The following is a 20225-nucleotide window of genomic DNA, read 5'->3' as shown; positions in this document are numbered from 1 at the left end:
TTCCATGGGGAAAATCGGCATTATCGCAGATGATTTAACTGGAGCAACAACTGTTGGTGTGCTCCTAGCACGTTCTGGAATTACAACAGCAGCCTATTTTTCACCAACTGAAATGGTGGATACTGCTGATCAAGAAGCTATTGTCCTCAGCAGTAACAGCCGGCATATGAAACCGGCTGATGCTCAGGCTGCAATTGCCGAAGCGATTGAGGCCTTGAAAATTGAGGGGGCTACTTATTTTTCCAAAAGGATTGATACAACTTTACGAGGTGGCATCGGCTATGAAATTGATGAGATGCTAGCTCATTTACCAGAAGATACCGTGGGAATCATGGTGCCAGCAATGCCCCAGTCCAACCGGATTTTAGTTGGCGGGTATTCAGTCATTGATGGTACTGCGTTACAAAAAACGGATGTTGCTCAGGATGTTTTGACACCAATTAAAGAGACCCACGTCCCGACGATGATTGATAAACAAACACAGCATCGGACCGGGCAATTAGGCCTCTCCTCCTTATTGGCAGGCAAAGAGGCTGTTAAAGCAGCTTTGAGTCACCAAAAATCATTAGGCGCAAAAATAATTATCTGTGATGCAATCAGTCTGGATGAAATTGAGCTGATTGCTGAGTGCGTCCATGAGTTAGCATGGTCTGTTTTAGCCATTGATCCTGGACCCTTCACACAAAAGCTAGCAATTCAGCGGGGCTTTGGCTCAGAGGCTGAACCAGAATCAAGTGAAGCTGTCGCAGCGATTATGGATGGCAAAGTAATTGTGGTCGCCGGAAGTGCCACAGCTGTCACCAAACAGCAGATAAATCTTTTGTGTGAAAATGAAAGCGTTTCGAAGGTCTCGGTAGCGCCGCTGGCAATTGCCCTTGATAATGCAGAAGGGGAAGCTGCTAAACTAGAAGCTATTGAAGCTGTTGGACATGCATTGTCAGATAATCAGAGCAATGTCATTGTTTTGGAGACAGCTGTCTCAGGTCCCCGTTTGGACTTAGCAGATGTTGAGTCCAATCAAGGTATGGCTAAAGGTCAAGCAGCCCGCAATATAAATGCAGCATTGTCGGAAATTGTAAAAACAGCTCTGGAACAAACGCAACAGCCAATCAAAGGGATATATATGACTGGTGGCGATACGATGGTTTCAACGCTGAAAACATTAGGTGCATCTGGCATTGCCCTGGTTGATTATGTGATACCGCAAACAGATTTAGGTCGAATTATCGGTGGACCCTATGATGGTGTTGTCACAATTGGTAAAGGTGGTTTAACCGGGAAAGAGGATACGGCAATCGTAGCGGTTAAGCGGATTTTCCAAGAAGCAGATAAAAAGGTGAGTATTTAAAGGGGGAAGCAGCGTGAATCTACTAAAAAAAGTACCAGGTGGTTTTATTATTGTCCCATTGTTATTAGCTATTTTAATCAACACAGTTTTTCCAGATGTTTTAATGATTGGCGGTCCAGCAACAGCATTATTTAAAGAAGGTAATCAAGCAATGATGGGACTTTTTTTAATTGTTTGTGGTTCCTCCATCAATTTTAAGCAGGCTGGTGAACCATTGTATAAGGGAACTGTTCTTTTAGGTCTAAAATTCATTGTCGGTGCAGGCATTGGCCTTCTAGTCGGTCATTTCTTTGGCTTTGCCGGTATTCTTGGCTTGACTCCATTGGCTTTGATTGCGGCTTTAACCAGTTCCAACAGCTCTCTTTACATCGCACTTTCATCTGAATATGGCAATTCTAGCGATACCGGTGCCATTTCAGTTTTTTGTATTAAAGATGGGCCCTTCATCACGATGGTAGCAATGGGGATGTCTGGTTTAGCCAATATTCCTTGGCAGCAGATTGTCGCGATGATTATTCCTTTATTGGTGGGAGCAGTTTGGGGCAACTTTGATAAGAACTTTAGAGATTTATGTAGTCAAGCCCAACCCTTAATCATTATTTTTATGTCCTTTGCGATTGGAGCAAATACTAGCGTCTCAACAATTTTACAAGCAGGCCTGTCAGGTGTGCTATTAGGTGTCTTGGCATTAGTGATTGGTGTTGGTTACTTCTTTATTTACAACTTGTTCTTGAAGAAGAAAACTCCGTTGGGGGCCGTTTTAGGAACAGTGGCGGCAAACTCTGCCTTGACTCCAGGGATTGTAGTTGCAGCTGATCCATCTTTAGCACAATATGCTGATATGGCGACAGCACAATGCGCTACTGCCAGTATCATTACGTTGCTGGTAGCACCTTTCTTAGTAGCTTATTTTGATAAATGGTTGAAAAAACGTTACAGTCAAGACAAGCTCAATCCACAGCCAAATATGGAAGAATTTGTGGAACCAGAGCCGAAAACCGCTTAGAGAAGGTGAGGGAAAAAGATGATTTTTCAAAGTCAAGTAGTGACAATCGGGCCGGAAGCTTCCCGTTTTTTAGATGAAGGGATTTTGCTACTGTTTTCCGCTGAAAGTGTCATGACTCAAATTAAAAATTATAGTATTACAATCGGTAATATTAGCTTAGCAGGTGATATAAAGGTTGGCCAAAATCTGGTGCTGGGCTCAGAAAGCTTTACCATCACCGCAGTTGGCAATATCGCACAGGATAATCTGGCGGACATTGGCCATGCTACTATCAAAGCCGATGGGAGCCAAGCTGCAGAGCTTCCTGGTACCATCTATGTTGAAGCGAAGCCTTTACCTAGTTTACAAGCAGGTGATGTAATTAGGATTACTGATTAATCGGTTATTGTCATTCTCCACAACCAACATGAGTCAAAAACTATAGCGGAATATTTGTTATCCGCTTGAAAGTCGAACAAATTTCCTAGTAGGAAAATCAATCCATTTAAGATGAATTAGGTGAATATTATGAAGCGTAAGGCGATTGTCGGCATGAGTTTAAAAAATTATATGAATACCAACGTGAAAACGGCTGAGTTTTGCCGGAATATCCGCCAACTTACCGGTAATGAAACGGCGGTGGAGCAGTTTTTGTTTCCGAGTCTGGGGGCAATTCCCGCAGCACAGGTGGAGTTGCAGCATCAAAGTAATATTAGCTACGGTGCCCAGAATATTGCACCAGGGCAAAATGGTGCTTATACCGGCGAATATTCAATTGAAAGTATGCTGGAATTAGGCGGCAGTTATGTGGAATTGGGGCATAATGAGCGGATTCAAATATTCCATGAGACTCCGGAGCTGATTAATCAAAAGACTCGTTTGACTTTAGAAAATAACTGTACGCCAGTGTTGTGTATTGGCGAGGGCAATCAGCAGCTTTCAATGGCAGACTTTACCGCTGTTTTAACACAGCAACTGCAAGCCTATCTTCATGAAATTGCGCCGGTAGCCATCAGTCGAATTATTTTCGCCTACGAACCCGGCTGGGCGATTGGCAAAGCAGAGGCGGCTCCGACTGCCTTTGTCCATCAAGCCCATCGGGAAATCCGCACTATTCTAGCAACACTTTATAATCAGGAAGTGGCCGTGGCCAGCCGAATTATTTATGGCGGTTCAGTCTCAAAAGAAAATACCGGAGCCATTATCAAGGGCGCCGATGTCGATGGTGTATTTATTGGACGCTTCGGGCATCAGCCGCAAAATTATCAAGCAATTTTAGAATTAGTCAAAGCAGGAGGTCGATTAGATGACAACTAGAAAACCAATCGTCGGAATGAGTTGGGCTATGCGGCAAAATCGCAATCAAGATGCGGTTGATTTTGCCAAGCAACTCGTTGACTTACTAAATGAGAATCAGGAAATTGAACAAATTGTTTTTCCATCAATGGGGACTATCACCGCTGTTGCGACAGTTTTAAAAGATAGTCGGATAGGGCTAGGGTCACAAAATATTGCCCCTTTTGCAGCTGGTGAATACTCAGGTGAATATTCTATTGAATCTTTAGTTGATGTTGACGGGCAGTATGTTGAATTAGGACATTGGGAGCGCCGCAGTATGTTCGGCGATACTGACGAGTTGATTAATAAAAAATTACTGCTAACCCTAGAAGCTGGCTTAACACCAGTTCTCTGTATTGGTGAGGATGAAAAAATTGAAGATCCCAATAAACTGTATAGCATTTTAAAACGTCAGCTATTCAACGACTTGCAAGATGCCAAAGAAACGGATGTCCGGCGACTAGTGGTGGCATATACACCCCATTGGGCAGTCGGCAAAACCCGGGCTTCAAATGCTCCTCATATTCACCAAGTAGGACAGGTCATCCGTGAGATTTTGGCGGAATTTTATCCCGCAGAAACGGTGGCTGCCATTCGAGTAATTTACGGCGGCTCTGTCAGTCCGGAAAATGCCCGGCTGATTGTTGCTGATGATGCGATTGACGGAGTATTAGTTGGCCGTTTCGGCAGCGAGCCAAGGCGCTATGCTGAAGTGGTAGCAGTTGTTGAGGAGGCAAAAGGGAGAATCAGTGTGTAAATAAGACACCTTTACTCTAAACTCGTGATTTAAACGGGTTTAGAGTTTTTTATTTAAAAATACTCGAAAAATATCATTAGTTTATTGAGTAAAGTCCTTGTGGAAACTAGTTCTTAATATGGAAACTATTGTTATCTTCGGAAAATGAGACACAATTCGAGATGAGTTATTGTTTTTACATTTTATTCGAGTATTCTAAGAGTGTGCACATCATCTTCTAGAAAATGAAATCGCTTAAAAAAATTTTTTTATAAGAAAGGGAAGTATATTTGAATCTTAATAATTTAAGTATATGAGGTGCTTATCTTGGGAAATAAAATGCATTTATTAACAGATAAATTTCAAACAGTGATGGGGAAATTCTCAACAAATATTGTTATTATGTCAATCGCCAATGGAATGATCAAAATATTACCAGTTACAATGGTGGGATCAATTTGTGCCATTTTGTCTAATCTTAGTATCCCCGTCTATCAAAACTTCATTGACAATGTTGGATTAACTGGCTTAATCAAAGTCGGTACGACGATGACTACAAATTTAATTTCAATATATGTTTTGATTGCCCTTGCATATGAAATGGCGCGAACCTTAAATAGTGACGTTATCTCTTCAATTTTAATATCCATCATGAGTTTTTTTATTGCGACTCCGTTAGGTAACTTTGAGGTAAATGATAGTACAATCAGTGGTTTTGATATTTCATACCTTGGCTCAAAAGGAATGTTTGTAGCAATGTTAGTCGCTTTGTCAACAACCTGGTGTTACCATTTTTTGACCAAGAAAAAAATTACTATCAAAATGCCTGAAAGTGTCCCCCAAAATGTGGCAAATTCCTTTACAGCACTAATCCCTGCAGTCATTATCGCTGCATTTATGTTAGTGCTCTCAGGAGTTCTTTCATTTACTAGTTTTGGAAACATTCACGACTTAATCTACACTTTGCTTCAAGAACCTTTACAATATTTAGGAGGTTCAATATGGGCTCTTCTTTTTTTGATGTTTTTTTCTGAAGTACTGTGGTTTTTTGGGATACACGGTAGTTTAGCAACTTCAGCCATTTTATATACATTATATCAGCCTTTAGAAATTCAAAACCTAGCTGCATTTTCGAGTGGGGAGCCTCTGCCGAATATTTTAACTATGACTTTTATCAATACCCTCAAAGGTCCACGTCATTTTGCTTTAGCATTATTGTTATTAGCCTTTTGTCATAGTAAGCAACTGAAAGCGGTGGGGAAAATCGCAATTGTTCCTGGCTTTTTTGGAATTAGTGAGCCGATGAAATTTGGTATACCGATGGTTTTAAACCCAGTTTTATTTATCCCTATGAGTCTTGCTCCAGTTATTTCAATTGCGATGGCTTATGTCGCTACGCTCTTTAACATTATTCCAAGAGCAAATGGTGTGACATTTCCATGGAATATTCCATTCTTTAGCGGTTTAGTTATTGGTGATTGGAGGACTGGGGTCTTACAGCTTGTACAAGTAGTTGTTGTAATGCTCTTGTATTATCCGTTCATTAAGTATTTGGATAAGAAGAATCTAGAGAATGAGTTACTGACTATTAACTAATAAGGAGATTATTTTGAATATTAATGATGAACATTTCATTCGATTAAACGGAACATTTAATACAAGAGATTTTGGAGGATATCAAACAGAGGGCGGTCGTCGTATAAAAAAAGGGAAGCTGTTCAGATCAGATGATTTATTTTTACTAACAAATTCTGATATTGAGATTCTAGAAAAGTATGGTATAAACACAATTATTGATTATCGAAATCAATCTGAACGCTCTAAGAGGCCTAATCAAGAGATCGCTGGCGCTAAAACCTATGTATTATCACCTGATAGTAAAATTGCAGCTTTGGCAAGTAGCGATTTGAAAACAGATTTTGAAAAAGTTAATAGTTTGATTCAGCTTGATGTAAGCAATCAACTAAATTTATCGTCAGATATGCTAAAAGAAAGCATGCTTTCCTATGTAAAAGATAAACATTCACAAGGGATTTATAAAGAAATGCTGACAATATTGGGCCGAGGACCAAATATTATTTCTCTGCAACATTGTCGCGGCGGCAAAGACCGTACGGGTTATGGAGTTGCTTTAGTTTTGCTGCTTTTAGGAGTGGAGGAAGAAACTATTATTGAAGATTATATGGCCACGGGGAAATATAATCAGACGAGAAACGATGAAAGAATGGCAGAATATCGGCAATATACTGATAATAAAAATGTATTAAATTATTTAGAAAGCGCCATGGCCACAAGGGAAGATGTAATTTACGATACAATTATTGAAATAAAAAAAGTTGGGGGTACAGTAATTGACTATTTTAGAAAAGTCATGGGTCTATCAGAAGACTTTATCCAGCGTTTCAAAGAATACTATTTAGAGGATATGAACTGATTCATTTTAAATTGCTATTTCATTTAAAACTCATTAATATATACCTGAAGGGGGTTATTTAAATGAGTTTTGAAAGTAAAATCATAGACAAAACCTCAATATTAAATTTCAATGAAAACACGGTCGTTACTTGGCTATATGAAAATCGTAAATTGATTGAAACTTTGACAATTGATGAAATTGCTAGTGCAGTGCATATGTCTAAATCATATATCTCTAAAGTAATCAAAAAATTAGGATACTCTAGCTTTGCTGAATTTCGGGTTCAGTTAAAAATCGAAGCTGATGCTCAGATATCTGAAAAAAATGCAGATGTGCTTGAACTACAGACTAAAGATCTTGCTGAAACAAAACGTTTGTTGAGACAGATAAACTTTACAGCAATTTTTGATGACTTTGAACAGCTTGAATTTATTTACTGCTTTGGAACAGGACACACGAATCAAAATTATATTCGTGAGCTTTCAAGAAATTTAATGGGTATCGGGAATAAAAGAGTCATCTATCTATCTGGCATGAGTGAGTTAGAATCGGTGATTCCTTTGATAACGAAGCGCGATTGCTTTTTCATTGCTTCCCATAGTGGTGAGTCAGTAGATTTAATTAAAGTAATAAAGCTTTTAAAGTTAAGAGAGGCTAAAATTATTAGTATTACTTCTTTTTCAAATAATAAGCTTGTGCGTCTGGCTAATTATAATTTGTTCTATTACTCCACGCCGATTGCTAATCCATTAAAAGGGACCCAAATCCATTCCTATCTGCCGTTAAATCTTTGTATTGATACGCTAATGCGAAATTACTTGTTATATTTAAAAGCATACTCATGTAATGAAACAATTTAAAACGAAAGCTAATGGGGTGAATGTGTACGAGCTCACTCCATTAGCTTTTTTATGCTTATTTTTCCAAAGCCGGCACCGTCCCTCGCCCCCGATAACTAAAGAAAATCACCGTATATAAAAGGGCAGTGAATAGCGTCACGCCCCAAGTGTTTGAGGCGATAATGCCAATTAAAATCAAGCTGAGGCTGACAATTGCCCCGCCGCTGAGTATTTTTTCAAAGAGGCGGCCTTTTCTAAGGGCGAGAACGAAGGCGCCACAGCTGATTAGCATCCAAGTCGCTAAAACCGAGTAGGAGAGGCTGCCGACAAGATAATTAAAAAGGTTATCGCCTAAAAAATAAGCTAGGATAACGCCGACATACAAGGTGCCGGTGCAAAATAGCACCGCCCGCTGTGGAACTTGATGTTTGTTTAGACGAGCCAGCTGCTTGCCGATGCCGGTCTGATCCTTCAGCCGGAAAAATAATGTCCGAGAAGAGGCGTAGACGCCGGAATTAATCGACGAAAAGAGGGCCAGAATAATGACGAAATTAACGATATCGGCTGCGTATGGGATTTGCATTTTTTCAAAGACCATCACAAAAGGGCTAACAGAAGTTGCCGCTAGAGTCTGCCAAGAATAAATCGTCAGAAGTAAAATCATCGGTACAATGTAAAAAGACACAATGCGGCCCATTACGCCTTTGATTGCCTTGGGAATGGCTGTTTTCGGGTCCTCCGTTTCTGAAACGGTGATGGCGATTAGCTCTGAGCCGCCATAGGAATAAATCACAATCAGCAGGGAGCTGACCAAACCGGAAAGACCTTTAGGAGCAAAGCCGCCATGACTGGTGAGCTGGCTGAAGGTTGTTAGCCAGCCGCCTGCAAAAATTTGTTGAGCGACCAGATAAAGGCCGAATAAAATTAGTAATAGAATGATAACAATTTTGGCAAAGGCCAGCCAATACTCGGTTTCGGCGAATAGTCGAACGGAATATAAATTGATGATGGTAGTCAACAAAGCTAAAATCAGAACAAAGGCCCAGGTTGGCACCTGGGGAAACCATAATTGTAAAAAGCTGGCGGCGGCGACCGCTTCAGCGATGATATTAATCATCCACAAGGACCAATAGAGCCAGTCGATAAAATCCGCCGCATGATCGCCTAAATAAGGCTGGATAATTCCTGATAAGCCGTGGGGATTTTCTTGATCCACCACCATTTTGCCGAGGCCGTTCATCACGACAAATAATAACAGTCCGCCAATTAAAAAAGCTAAGATAACAGCCGGTCCAGCCAGACCGATTGCTTCGCCGCTGCCTTTAAACAGGCCAACGCCAATTGCTCCACCTAAAGCCAGCATCGTGATATGTCGGGAGGTCATCCGTTTTTGTAAATTTTTCTCCATGAAACTCTTCCTTCTTTTTAAAATAATTTATCCGAAAATATCGTGGGAATTTTCAGATAATTCTTTTATATAATAACAGAAAGTTTTCAAGTTTCAAGGGCCGCTCGCCTGCCGGAAGCTCGCCTAAAGGCCTAGCAGCAAAAAAAGCAAACAGCACCTTAAGAATCCTTTGGCTTTTTCAAAAGATTTACATCTTTTTGCGAAAAAAAGGCGGATTCAGGTCTGTTTGCTTCTTCTTGCTGTTGTTTAAGATAAGGTAAACATTTTAATTTCCGAAAAAGTTTTTGAATTTATCCGCCAGACCGCTAAGGCCCTCTGGATTGCCAATAAACTCTTGAGCTTTATCCATGATGCCGGAAACTCCGCCGGCATTTTCTAAAAGATTGCTGGCTTGACTGGCTAAATCACCCAAGTTTTCCTTGTGTTCATCAAAGAAATTTTGAGCGGCCTCAAGATTTCCTTGGCCGATTAATTCTTGTAATTTGGCGAAAATTTCTTCTTGATTCATCAAAAGTCCTCCTCTTAATCATGTAGGCTGCAGCTGGACTTAGCTTTTTTGGAGCGAGCAGCAGGTTTTTTTATTTCACATAGCTTTCTGTCAGGTCCATAAACTGCTGGATATCCTGCATGACCATATCAATGCCGGCCTGCCAGAAGTCAGGTTTAGTCAGGTCAACCTGCAAATGTTTTTGGGCCAAATCTTCTGAGGTCATCACGGCAGTGTCCCGCAGTAATGCGATATATTGGTCCTCAAAATTTCCTTGATGCTGGTTGGCGTAAGCGTAAATGCCCATGCTGAAAAGATAACCGAAGGTATATGGGAAATTGTAAAAAGGAACATCATCAATAAAGAAATGCAGTTTTGCTGCCCAGAAATAAGGGTGGTAGCTGCCCAATTGATCGAGATAGCTTTCCTTTTGTGCCGCCAGCATCATGTCAGCAATTTCTGCCTCTGAAACTAAGCCTTTTTGGCGGGCTTCGTAGAAATTGGTTTCAAAAATGAAGCGGGCGTGGATGTTCATAAACATCGCTACAGCATTTTGCAATTTAGTATCTAATAAATTAATTTTTTCTTCGGTGGTTTGAGCGTCCTTCAAGGTCGCATCGGCAACAATTAATTCCGCAAAAGTGCTGGCAGTTTCCGCCACGTTCATAGCATATTCCTGATTGATAACCGGTAAATCCCACAGTAAACTGCTGTGGAAGGCGTGGCCTAATTCATGGGCCAAGGTGGCCACTTCATTGACTGATTCGCCATAGGTCATGAAAATCCGTGATTCTTCTGATTCTGGGAAGCCTTCACAGTAGCCACCGGGACGTTTGCCGGGGCGGTTTTCCGCTTCAATCCAAGATTTTTCAAAGGCCGATTGGGCAAAGGTTGCCATTTTCGGGCTAAAGCTTTGGAAATGTTCTAAAATAAAGTCGGCGGCCGCATCAAAGGAATAGGTTTTTTCCGTTAAATCCCCTAAGATAATCGGTGCGTCTTGATCCTGCCAATCAAGTTTTTCTTTGCCGAACAATTGGGCTTTGCGGGTCAAAAAGTCCATCACGCCCTGTTTGTTTTTGGCGATGGTCGACCACATCACATCCAAGGTTTCTTTTTTGAGACGGTTATACTCCAACGGCTCCTGTAAAAAGTCGTCTTCCCCGTGGAGCTTATAAGTGGAGAGTCGGAAGCCGTCTAAATGGTTTAAGGTATCGGCTAAAATGCTGCCTTTTTCCCGCCAAGCTGCTTCCCATTTTGTAAATAATTCTTGGCGCACAGCGGCATCGGCATCCCCCATCATCGTGTTGAAGGCTTGACCGGCTGACAACAGTTTTTCACTACCATCCTCTGTAAAAGGAATTTGAATTGTGGCAACAATCGTATCATAATGCGAGCTCCAAGCATTGAGGCCGTCTAAAGCAAGCACTTGGATAATGTTTTCGGCTTCGCTGCTTAAGAGGCGTTGGCCGTCGCGACGGATTTCACCTAAGCGAAAAGCCAATGGAGAAATTTGGCTGTCGGCAGCTAATTCCTGCCAAGCGGCATCGGAAATTTCCGCTAATTTTTTAGAAAATAACGTTTCAGCCAAGCGGATTGTCGGCAAAAGGGCAAATAAATCGCCGGCTAAAACCTTGGCTTTGGCATCAGTGACGTCAGCTGAGTTTAAAGCGGTGATAAAGCTATTGCATTGGCTAAAGCCATTGGTGACGATGCCTAAAGTCGTCACAACCTCGACGAGCTTTTCTGGAGCATCACTCCCTTGATAGCGGTCAACTAAGTCATAGAAATCTTTGGCCTGCTGTTTTAATAAGGTCATCCGCTCCTGTAAGCCTTGCGAGCTGCTGCCGCCGGTGAAAATACTGTCTAAATCCCATTTCATTGAATATCTCATGCATGTACCAACCTTTCTTCATACTTTCCTAAGTATAGCAAAGTTTTTTTCTGCTGTAAGGCTTGGCATTCAAATTTGGCGTGGTAAGATAGAAGGCAGAGATATTTTTTAATAGAAAGTAGCGAAATTTTTGAAGAAAACAATCAGTAAATCCATGAAAAACGGCAATTTTTATTTAGCCGTGGCCGCTCTTATCATGCTTATCTTATTTATCAGCTCATCGCAAACCTATGAGCAGCAATCACAAATCGGCCTCTTGCAAAGCCTCTTGAAAAATGAACCCTTTAAAGACCAACTCAGCGGCATCTCTTTTGTCTACGGCGGTTCAGAGGTCAGCATTGCCGCCTCTGGCTATTTTAAATTTGTCGAATTTTTTATTCGCAAAGGCGCCCATTTCGGCACGTATTTTGTAATGGGCTGGGGCTTGTTTTTAGGCACCCGCAACAAAACCAAGCTGACCGCTTTGCCGATGATTTTGGCTTGGCTGTCGGCCACCGGCTATGCGGCGACAGATGAATTTCATCAGATGTTGACCGGCGGCCGCACGCCATTATTCCAAGATGTGATGCTGGATTCAGTGGGGGCGGCGACAGCGATTGTGCTGACTTTTTTAGTCGGGCTGATATTCAAGAAACGAAAAAGAAGATAGCTAAAGATAACTAGCAAGGCCCGGCAAGAGTGAACTTTTGCCGGGCCTTGTTTTAGTTTTTTTGTTTAAAGTCAGAGTTGCAAAGCTAAAATACTAGCTTGAAATTTTTGATAGTTTAAATAGATTGAAGTTGAAATTTTTTTATCTAGCTCTTCTACGGATTAAAATGCAATGGAAATTCTGCGATTGGATTAGTGAGGTCATTACAAAAATAGTAGTCGCTACCTTGCTTGACGGCAATGCTGTCTTGGCCGTCGCCATTCCAATCGCCGGCTAAACCAACGTCTTCAGCAGCACCAAAGGTTACAGAAAAAGTTTGTTCTTCTGTCTCAAGCGAATTAGTAAAATAATAAACATTTCCCCGTTTAACCGCCACACTGTCTTTACCATCACCTTCCCAGTCACCGACTAAAAATTCGTCATCATCGTGGCCAAAAGCAAAGGTGAATTCCGCTGTCGTGGCTTCAAAATTATTGGTAAAATAGAAGACATTTCCCCGCCTAACGGCAATTGTATCAATGCCGTCACCATCCCAATCACCAGCAATCGCTGTGTCCTCCAAGTTGCCATAGGCCAGTTCATGGTCAATCAAGTCATCAGTCAAATCATTGTCAAAATAAAAACGATTTTCCCGTTTCAAAGCCAACGTATCTTGACCATCACCATTCCAATCGCCAACCAGCACTTGATCTTCTGGTAGACCATAGTCAAATTGCCAATCGATTTGGTCATCAGTCAGTGAATAGTTGAGAAAGTAGCTGGTCGCTTTTTTGACGCCAAGACTATCGACACCTGTGCCCTGCCAATCCCCAATAAGTGCTAATTCTGTTTGAATGGATGAAGTGGTTGGTAAAATTCGTTTGGCAAAGCTAGGTGGATAATAGTTGACCGGCGTGACTTTGACGGTTTCTCCCGGCTGCGGTGCGTAAATCATCTGTTGGTCGCCAAGATACATGGCGACATGATAGGCAGCGCCTCGTTCTCCGTAAAATAATAAATCACCGACTTGTAAAGTCTCAAAACTAACTTCTTCCCCGTAGCGTTCTTGATTGGTGGTGCCCATCGGTAAGTCAATGTTCAAAGCCTGCTGATAGCTGTATTTCACCAAGCCGCCGCAGTCAAAACTATCGGGACCATGTGCGCCTAAAACATAAGGCTTGCCAACTTGAGCCAAGGCAACCTCCCGCAGTGCTTGCTGGGCGGTGGTAACATCTGTCGTCAAGTTGATAGTTAGCGGCGGTGCTGGTGTCTGGGACTTTTCGGCAGGTGCTTGTGAGTTGGCGGTTTCCGACGGGGCAGCGGGTTCTGCGGGCGGAGCAGGAGTAGCAGTGGGCGGCGGACTTTCGGCGGGAACTTCCGCTGGGGTTTCGCTAGGCGTTTCACTGGGATTCTCATTTGGTGTTTCAGCTGGCGACTCAGGCGAGGGGGACGGTGTCGGTTCCGGTAGCGGTTCAGTGACTGGTGTTTCCGGCGGCTGTTCGGGTGTTTGTTCAGGGGGCGGGCTTACTTCTGGTGTGACGGGTGCAGTATTTGGCCCGCTCTGGTCAAAGGTGGCATCGGCATCGGCGGCTTGGGCGATTTGATCGCTCAACAGTGCAGCCGTTAAGACGGGTACCAGCAAAAACGAGCTTAAAAGCAAGCGGGACTTATACAAGGGCTGACCTTTTTTCATTTTTCTCCCTCCGTTTCATGGTAAATAGAACCGTTAAGAAATCACCTTCATTGTATACGGATTTAATTACGGCGAGCTGAAAAATTTATTTTTTTCAGGTTTGACAGCTTTGAGCAAGGCTGCACAATTGCGAAATGATAAGTCTTTTATCGGATGTTTGACGGCTAACTCTGAATTCTCAGGTTTTCCGCCCGCTGTTAATTTTTTGAACATCCCCTCAGATGGAACCTGAAAAAATATTTTTCTTGATGGCATCTTTTTTTTAAAAGTTAAAGTCAAAAAAAATTTGCTTCCCCATTTTTGACAATAAGGAAGCAAATTTCGAACTTGACGGAAAAAATTTTTTTCTGCAGGTGTTGATTTTTGGCCGGCTCAGGTTGTTTATATTATGAAGGGAAAAAAGGGGGAGATACCGTGCGAAAATTACATTTAATCTTTAGAAATGCAGACGGCAGCCGCAAAACGCTGATTATTCACTGCTGTCATCAAAATCTTAGTCCAGCCATTGTCCACTGGGCGATGAGTGAAATCATCGCCTTAAAGCTATTTGTTCGTAACGGCGTGCAACTGTACACGGAAATTATCGGAGCGAAATATGTTGAAAAGCGAATTACACCGCTATTTGATGACTTTAATCCCCACCAAGTCGCCAAACGACAAATGCGCCAGCGACCTTTCCAAAAGTCGCCACAGCCATTGTCAGCTAAGGAAATTAGCCCGTCGTTGGAAGCAAAGTTGGAACCAGAGTTGAGGGCTGAGCTGTTGGCAGAGAGAAAGCCAGAATTAAGTCTAAAGAAAAGGGCAGAAAACAGCTGTGGCGAAAATCAATTAGCTGTCAAATCAAGCCAGCAGCAAGCAGCTGAATTTGCGACTACAGTAAAAGCCAGCTTTCTCCGGCTGTTTTTCAAAAAGCCGCTGAGTCTGTTGTGGGAGCAGTGTTGCCTGCTTCTGCCGGCTGCAAATCACAGGGCCGCCTCTCATCAAGAGGCGTATTTGGCGCGGGGAGCGCCTTAGCCAAGTAGAGCGCAAAAATAATTCTAACTACGGACCTGCCGGACAAGTTTTTTTGACCTGCACAAAAACAGCCAAGCAGCGGCGCTGCTTGGCTGATAAATCATCTATTTAGATTCTTTATTTTCTTCAGCTTTTCTGCGTTTGCGGCGGCCAATGCCCACCACGCCCAACAGACCTAGCATGCCGGCACCAAGGCGTTGGTACCAAGCTGGATTAACTTCTGAAGTCTGCGGTAAAAGCTGATTGTTGCTGCTGCCGGTATTTGGCAGCCCTGATGTGTTGGCAAGCCTATTGGCCGTCCGATTGCCACTGAAGTTAATGGTAATCGTGCCGCCTGTTCCCGGTGTCCGATTGGTGTTGGTACCACCGACACCTGAATTTGGATCGGTTGGATTACCTGGATTTGTCGGATTGCCAGGGTTTTCTGGATCAGTCGGATCGGTTGGGTCAGTTGGGTCAGTCGGATCGGTTGGGTCAGTTGGGTCAGTCGGATCGGTTGGATCAGTTGGATCGGTCGGGTCAGTCGGATCAGTTGGATCGGTCGGGTCAGTCGGATCGGTCGGATCGGTTGGATCGGTTGGATCAGTCGGATCGGTCGGATCCTCTGGTTCCAATACCGGTGGGTCAACTTCTGGTATTGGTTCTGGCTCGACCGGTTCGACGGTTTCGATTTCCTCTGGTTCCAGTGGTTCAGTGATAATAATTTCTTCTTCTTCCTCTTTAATCACGCCATCGCCAGGGTCCTCAGGTGTTTCAATCGGCGTCGGGTCAAATTCCGGTTTTTCGACGCCTTCAAAGGCTGGCGACTCCGTGAATTCGGGAGTCGGCTTGACTGGTTCCGGCACGTCAACAATGACGCTATCTGCTTTTTCTGGTTCGGCATTTGGCGTTGGATCACTGACATTCAATGTAGTTTCCGTGACACCGGTGGTAGTTTCCAAATCCGGCAGCACTACGGTAATTGGTGTCGCCACCTCTGTGGTCATCGTAATAAACTCAAGCGGGCTGACCTCTGGCAAGTTTTCCAAGCCTGGCAAAGTGGTTTCTTTCACACCTGTTGCCGTAATACTTGGTTCCCTCAGCGTGATATCCAAATCTGTCATGGAAACCGGACCTAATAGCGGTAACGTCAGCTTATCGGGTTCTTCAGGCACTGGAATAGCAACAGTCGGTGTCTCGATTGCAAAAGGTTTTAATATCAACTCTGGATCAAGTCTCAAGCTAGGAGTTAATGGCATTTCCGTTAATATCTGCGCCTGTACAGGATTGAAATTACCGTAGGCCATAAAATAATCCAATGAAGCGTAATCTTTTCCGTAATCTAAATAAAATTGGAAAGGGTCACCATCGTCGTCTCTATTGTATTGATATACTCGGTATAGCCCATATGTCAGAGCTCTTTCCATTTCCTCGTAATTTAATGGAGGAATTCTGGCAAAATCATCTTCTAACTTATTTGCCATAGTGTAAAGAGAGCCATTATCGATTAGGCTTAGCAGGCTTCGAACTGAAACGTCGGTACCATCCATGATTGCTTCGGCATCCGCATTGAAAGCCTTCTTTGCATCTAGCCAAGCATTCGTTACCTTATTTATATATTCCCTCCAGGCAGGTATCTCTTTGGAATACGCCTCTCCTTTAGCTAGATAAGCCTGCCGCATCTCTTCCCATTCCTCATTGGAATCGATTGTCGCATATTTCTCGTCTATAAAGCTAAAATCAATTGTGGCACCAAGACCTTGACCTACAAGTTTTGGACTTTGAAGGTATTCCGCCCAATCTGCAAAATTCTTTTCATAACTAGGGCCGTCCTCGTCATCCTTGTTCACTACAGAATCTGCCCTAAATTTGTCATATTCAACTAACACGTCCATAAAACGGTCTACTAATTGAATATAGGCATTTAAGTTCGTCACATTGCGGTCTTCCGTAGTGTCAATTGCAAATACGGCTTCCGCATCCGTGATAAAGGCAGTTGGATCAAACTCCTCAGAACCCGGTGGTATTGTCACGAGGCCGCTAGCGGCATATTCTGCATAGCTTGCTTGATAGTCTGTAATAGCTGTTTTATTTTCTGCAAAGATCTTAGCGCTGCTTTCCTGTTGTTCTTGGTATTCTTGCCGCCAAGCTTTTATATCAGCAACTAATTTCTCCTGATCATCAGTTTTTGTATTAGAAGTTATAAGGTTAGCAATTGCTTGCTCGGACTGGATTGGGTAACTAGCTAGTAAGTCTGTTAAAGGTTTAAAAGCTTCGTCTTGGATTGTCGCTACAGCTGCTTGCGCTGCATTATAAGCCGTCAGAACCTCTTGATAAGCAGAATTTTTATCTGGGTCGTTAAAGTCATTGACCGCTGTTTCAGCAGCTGGATAGAGTCCGAGCATCTTATCGTATTTTTCTTTTGCATCAGTAAATGCTTGTTTTATTGCTGTTACATCTGGGTCTCCTTTATAGTCATCAATTGCATCTACAGCTGCTTGATAAAGCATTTGCGCGCTAGAAAGCGTTTGTTGCAAGTCGTTCTTAAAATAGTTATCCGCCGCTTCGAACTGATCTTTTAGACCTCCGGCATCATTCAAGCGGCTTTCTAAATTTGTCAACAGAATATCCAATGAAGCCTTTTGTGTAGCAAGAGGACCATAAAGATCTGCCGCTTTCTTATATTCAGCCATCACTTGATCAAAATGAGTTTTCAGCGTGCCGTGCTGAGTTTGCAAAGCGGTATACAAGCCTTGAACTCTTGTTAAATCGGCACCCGCCACGGCTACTTGGTCAATCACAGCTTGGCGAGCTGTTTGGGCAACTTCTAAGAGCTGTTTAACCTCCTCAAATTGTGCAGAAACCGTCGCATAAGTCTCTGAATGGATTTTTAATTGTGTTTCCAGCGTTGTTTTTTGGCTGATGACCGTCGCTAATTGAGCATTCAATTCGCCTAATTCAATGGTTACTTGGTCGTATGTCGCATTCAAGCTAGCCAAGTCAATTTCTAAAGCAGTTTTTGTGACATTTAAACTGTCAGCATTTTCTTTGGCAGTAGTGTAGGCTGTCATCGCTGCTTCATAAGCCGCCTTGGTTTTTTGATAGGCTGCTGTCACTTCCTGATAGTTTGCATCCCCCTCAGGAATTTGACTGGCTACTTCCTCATAGGCCACCAGCAGATCATCATACAAACCAGAAACGCGATCTTTTTCCGCAGTCAGCTCAGCGATTTGTTCTAACAAGCGTTCGTGCTCGGTTTGGACAGCGGTATATTGGTCGGCAGCTACTTGATAATTTGTTTCTAGTGTTTCATAAGTGGACTCAGCATAAAGCTTTTGCTCATTCAACTCATCATATTCCGTTTTCAGACTTTGATAATTACTTTCTAAAGTGCTGAAGGCGGTTTTTGCTGTGTCATAATTACTTTGGGTCGTCTCAAACTCAGTTAGTAATTGGTCATAAGCGGTTTTAACCGGCTGGTACTTTTCCATCGTCTGATTGTATAAGGCAACATTTTCACTATAGGTTTGGTAAGCTGTTGCGTATTCGACGCTGCCTTCAGCATATTGGTCCATCACTTTTTGGGCACTATCTCGGTTAGCCGCATAGGTGGCTAGTTCGCCTTCAAGTGCAGTCAACTGGCTTTCGTAGCTACGTTTATTTTCATCGTAGGTGCTTTTTGCTAAATTATAGGCTTCAGTTTCCTGTTGATAAACGAGGACCGCTGCTTGATATTCTGCGGCTTTGGCTTCGTAGGTTGGTAAAAGCTCATTCAGCTTAGTGGTGGTTTCTTTGTAAGTCGTCACCGTCGTTTCATAAGCTTCTTTGGTAGCTAGATAAGTCTCCCGCAACTGATTGTACTCTTCAACCTTGAGATTGTGGGTAGTAATTTGGCCTTCTAAAGTTGCCAATTCACCTTCATAAGCACGTAACTGTTCAAAATATTTGGATTTCAGTGCTGCCAATTCTGCATATTGGGCCTCATATTTCTCTTGAAGCGGTTCGTAAAGGGCTAAGTTCGTTTGATATTCCAGCGTTAAACGGTCCACTTCACTATTTAGATTCGTCAGCTCAGCTACGGCCGTGTTGTAATTAGCTAAAACTTCCTCATATTGCTCTTTCTTTTGATTATAGCCTGTTAAGTTCTCATTGTAGGTTTGCTGCTTTTCTTCGTAAGTCGTCAGCAAGGTTGTGTAATTTGTGACTAAAACTTGATAGTCCTTTTGATCTTGTTCGTAAGCGGCTTTAGCTTTTTTATACTCGGTTAACTTTGCATCATATTCGACTTTCGCTGCTAAAAAGTCAGTTTGCAGTTGGCTATCAGCTGCCAAGGAATCTTTAAGCGCATTGTAATCAGCTAATGCTTTCAGATAGACGCCTTCTTGTTGTTTAAAAGCTATTTCAGCCTGGTTATAAGGTTCTATCAGCTTTTCGTAATTTTCTTTAGCGGTTTTGTAGGCCGGCAAAGCTTGCATATACTGTAAATTCAATGGATTGAATTCTTCTTCAAGAATGGTATTATATGCTTTTTGAGCATCTTCATAAGTTTTTTTTAATCCCAGATATTCAGCTTCGGCAGCTTCAAGATTTAGCAGCTCTTTATCATAGTCATCTTTCGCTGCAACGGCTTTCGTATATAAAGTGTTTTCCCCTAATTTATAGTCTTCAAAAGCTGCTTTTGCTTCTGCGTATTTGTCGTAAGCCTCTTTGTATTCGGTATAGGCGGCTGGCAGTTCAGTTGCCGCTTGGGCTTCAGCAGCTTGATTTTTTTGTTCCTTTTGTTCCGCTTGGGAAGTGGTGATAGCAAGGACATTGACTGGTGTCGTCAACCCCATTAAAACGGTACTTGAGTACAATAAAAACCGAAAATATTTATTCCTTTTCATCTCCTATTCACTCCTTTTAAAAAATTAACAATATCCTACCTAATTTCCTAATAACGCTTTTTCCTTTTGGCATACCTAGTAGGCTGAGAGCCGTATGTCTAAAAAACTTCGAGAACGCTACCATAATAAATTTGTTGAGGACAGTTCTTTGATAACTAGTTCTGGATTGGGTCAAGCAGCTGGTAGGTTGCTTAAAGCCAGCCTAATCCATCAGCTTTTGAAGCGACTTTCTGATAGTCCAGCCACTCTACGCTTTGGCAGGCTCATTTTAGCACCAGCTTAATGTTTTGCTTATGGGCCAAAAGAAAAAGGTAGCGAATCTTGGTACCAGAAAATTTTATGAGGGAGCCGGTTAGCTGGAAATCTCATTTCGCAGTTCTCCTTTCATGTAAATAAAAACAGGTTTATTCGTAGACCAATTTAATAACTTTCTCTCCAAATAAAACTCTGGGCCTCTATCTGGATGTAGACCATTTTCTATGTATGGTTCCGCTTGCTATGATAGCGTTTGCATGTGAAGTTTTAAACTGGAAAACTTAACATTATATAAAAAGTATAACATATTTCGATAAAAATG

At 42.4% G+C, this 20225-nt stretch carries 16 protein-coding genes; 10 read left to right on the top strand and 6 right to left on the bottom strand.

Going from position 1 to position 20225, the window contains the following annotated elements:
* The first annotated feature begins 4 nt into the window (after window positions 1-4).
* From ACYSNU_RS14885 to ACYSNU_RS14850, 8 genes are all read left to right on the top strand, one after another.
* Entirely contained in the window at window positions 5-1348 is a 1344-nt protein-coding gene (locus tag ACYSNU_RS14885) for a four-carbon acid sugar kinase family protein (protein ID WP_461737984.1), read from the top strand.
* Window positions 1349-1361: 13 nt separating this feature from the next.
* Complete coding sequence (locus ACYSNU_RS14880; protein ID WP_461737983.1) at window positions 1362-2354, top strand: 2-keto-3-deoxygluconate permease; 993 nt, start codon at window positions 1362-1364, stop codon at window positions 2352-2354.
* Between the two features lie 18 nt (window positions 2355-2372).
* A complete protein-coding gene (locus ACYSNU_RS14875) occupies window positions 2373-2732 on the top strand; it encodes a PTS glucitol/sorbitol transporter subunit IIA (RefSeq protein ID WP_461737982.1) in 360 nt (119 codons plus the stop codon).
* Window positions 2733-2861: 129 nt separating this feature from the next.
* The gene (locus tag ACYSNU_RS14870; RefSeq protein WP_461738067.1) at window positions 2862-3650 is read left to right on the top strand and encodes a triose-phosphate isomerase family protein; all 789 of its coding nucleotides are present in this window, start codon (window positions 2862-2864) and stop codon (window positions 3648-3650) included.
* Window positions 3640-4428, top strand: coding sequence for a triose-phosphate isomerase family protein (locus ACYSNU_RS14865; protein ID WP_461737981.1), 789 nt, complete (start codon window positions 3640-3642; stop codon window positions 4426-4428). Before ACYSNU_RS14870 ends, ACYSNU_RS14865 begins: the two co-directional genes overlap by 11 nt.
* 306 nt (window positions 4429-4734) lie before the next feature.
* On the top strand, window positions 4735-6003 hold the full coding sequence (locus ACYSNU_RS14860; protein ID WP_461737980.1) for a PTS sugar transporter subunit IIC: 1269 nt from the start codon (window positions 4735-4737) through the stop codon (window positions 6001-6003).
* Window positions 6004-6016: 13 nt separating this feature from the next.
* Window positions 6017-6841, top strand: coding sequence for a tyrosine-protein phosphatase (locus ACYSNU_RS14855; RefSeq protein WP_461737979.1), 825 nt, complete (start codon window positions 6017-6019; stop codon window positions 6839-6841).
* 62 nt (window positions 6842-6903) lie between these two features.
* Window positions 6904-7683 carry a MurR/RpiR family transcriptional regulator gene (locus tag ACYSNU_RS14850; protein WP_461737978.1) on the top strand — a complete coding sequence of 260 codons (780 nt, stop codon included), beginning with the start codon at window positions 6904-6906 and terminating at the stop codon, window positions 7681-7683.
* A 55-nt stretch (window positions 7684-7738) separates the two neighbouring features.
* Here ACYSNU_RS14850 and ACYSNU_RS14845 read toward each other — a convergent pair whose 3' ends face one another.
* The 3 genes from ACYSNU_RS14845 to ACYSNU_RS14835 all read right to left on the bottom strand — a co-directional run bounded on the left by ACYSNU_RS14845 (window position 7739) and on the right by ACYSNU_RS14835 (window position 11436).
* Window positions 7739-9070 (bottom strand): amino acid permease, encoded by a 1332-nt coding sequence (locus tag ACYSNU_RS14845; RefSeq protein WP_461737977.1) that lies wholly within the window; start codon window positions 9068-9070, stop codon window positions 7739-7741.
* A 265-nt stretch (window positions 9071-9335) separates the two neighbouring features.
* On the bottom strand, window positions 9336-9578 hold the full coding sequence (locus tag ACYSNU_RS14840) for a hypothetical protein (RefSeq protein ID WP_461737976.1): 243 nt from the start codon (window positions 9576-9578) through the stop codon (window positions 9336-9338).
* A 70-nt stretch (window positions 9579-9648) separates the two neighbouring features.
* Complete coding sequence (locus ACYSNU_RS14835) at window positions 9649-11436, bottom strand: M3 family oligoendopeptidase (RefSeq protein WP_461737975.1); 1788 nt, start codon at window positions 11434-11436, stop codon at window positions 9649-9651.
* A 166-nt stretch (window positions 11437-11602) separates the two neighbouring features.
* Here ACYSNU_RS14835 and ACYSNU_RS14830 point away from each other — a divergent pair, with 166 nt between their 5' ends.
* On the top strand, window positions 11603-12097 hold the full coding sequence (locus ACYSNU_RS14830; protein ID WP_461738066.1) for a VanZ family protein: 495 nt from the start codon (window positions 11603-11605) through the stop codon (window positions 12095-12097).
* Window positions 12098-12251: 154 nt separating this feature from the next.
* On the opposite strand, the gene ACYSNU_RS14825 is transcribed toward ACYSNU_RS14830, so the two are convergent.
* Together ACYSNU_RS14825 and ACYSNU_RS14820 are read right to left on the bottom strand one after the other, a co-directional pair.
* Window positions 12252-13769: a C40 family peptidase gene (locus tag ACYSNU_RS14825; RefSeq protein ID WP_461737974.1), complete on the bottom strand. Its 1518-nt coding sequence runs from the start codon at window positions 13767-13769 to the stop codon at window positions 12252-12254.
* Between the two features lie 66 nt (window positions 13770-13835).
* Window positions 13836-14048 (bottom strand): hypothetical protein, encoded by a 213-nt coding sequence (locus tag ACYSNU_RS14820; protein ID WP_461737973.1) that lies wholly within the window; start codon window positions 14046-14048, stop codon window positions 13836-13838.
* Between the two features lie 135 nt (window positions 14049-14183).
* On the opposite strand from ACYSNU_RS14820, the gene ACYSNU_RS14815 reads away from it, so the two are divergent.
* Complete coding sequence (locus ACYSNU_RS14815; RefSeq protein ID WP_461737972.1) at window positions 14184-14783, top strand: DUF2922 domain-containing protein; 600 nt, start codon at window positions 14184-14186, stop codon at window positions 14781-14783.
* A gap of 104 nt (window positions 14784-14887) precedes the next feature.
* Here ACYSNU_RS14815 and ACYSNU_RS14810 read toward each other — a convergent pair whose 3' ends face one another.
* Window positions 14888-19648 carry a coiled-coil domain-containing protein gene (locus ACYSNU_RS14810; protein ID WP_461737971.1) on the bottom strand — a complete coding sequence of 1587 codons (4761 nt, stop codon included), beginning with the start codon at window positions 19646-19648 and terminating at the stop codon, window positions 14888-14890.
* Window positions 19649-20225 lie beyond the last annotated feature (577 nt).

The organism is Enterococcus sp. LJL120 (assembly GCF_054871765.1).
The sequence above is the reverse complement of the archived record's forward strand: the minus strand, read 5'-3'. Positions and strand labels throughout refer to the sequence as shown.

What these genes read in the sequence shown, in the direction of transcription:
- ACYSNU_RS14845 (WP_461737977.1), bottom strand. Translation starts at nt 9,070, where the DNA reads ATGGAGAAAAATTTACAAAAACGGATGACCTCCCGACATATCACGATG.
- ACYSNU_RS14875 (WP_461737982.1), top strand. Translation starts at nt 2,373, where the DNA reads ATGATTTTTCAAAGTCAAGTAGTGACAATCGGGCCGGAAGCTTCCCGT.
- ACYSNU_RS14840 (WP_461737976.1), bottom strand. Translation starts at nt 9,578, where the DNA reads ATGAATCAAGAAGAAATTTTCGCCAAATTACAAGAATTAATCGGCCAA.
- ACYSNU_RS14830 (WP_461738066.1), top strand. Translation starts at nt 11,603, where the DNA reads ATGAAAAACGGCAATTTTTATTTAGCCGTGGCCGCTCTTATCATGCTT.
- ACYSNU_RS14870 (WP_461738067.1), top strand. Translation starts at nt 2,862, where the DNA reads ATGAAGCGTAAGGCGATTGTCGGCATGAGTTTAAAAAATTATATGAAT.
- ACYSNU_RS14885 (WP_461737984.1), top strand. Translation starts at nt 5, where the DNA reads ATGGGGAAAATCGGCATTATCGCAGATGATTTAACTGGAGCAACAACT.
- ACYSNU_RS14825 (WP_461737974.1), bottom strand. Translation starts at nt 13,769, where the DNA reads ATGAAAAAAGGTCAGCCCTTGTATAAGTCCCGCTTGCTTTTAAGCTCG.
- ACYSNU_RS14865 (WP_461737981.1), top strand. Translation starts at nt 3,640, where the DNA reads ATGACAACTAGAAAACCAATCGTCGGAATGAGTTGGGCTATGCGGCAA.
- ACYSNU_RS14850 (WP_461737978.1), top strand. Translation starts at nt 6,904, where the DNA reads ATGAGTTTTGAAAGTAAAATCATAGACAAAACCTCAATATTAAATTTC.
- ACYSNU_RS14835 (WP_461737975.1), bottom strand. Translation starts at nt 11,436, where the DNA reads ATGAAATGGGATTTAGACAGTATTTTCACCGGCGGCAGCAGCTCGCAA.
- ACYSNU_RS14810 (WP_461737971.1), bottom strand. Translation starts at nt 19,648, where the DNA reads ATGAAAAGGAATAAATATTTTCGGTTTTTATTGTACTCAAGTACCGTT.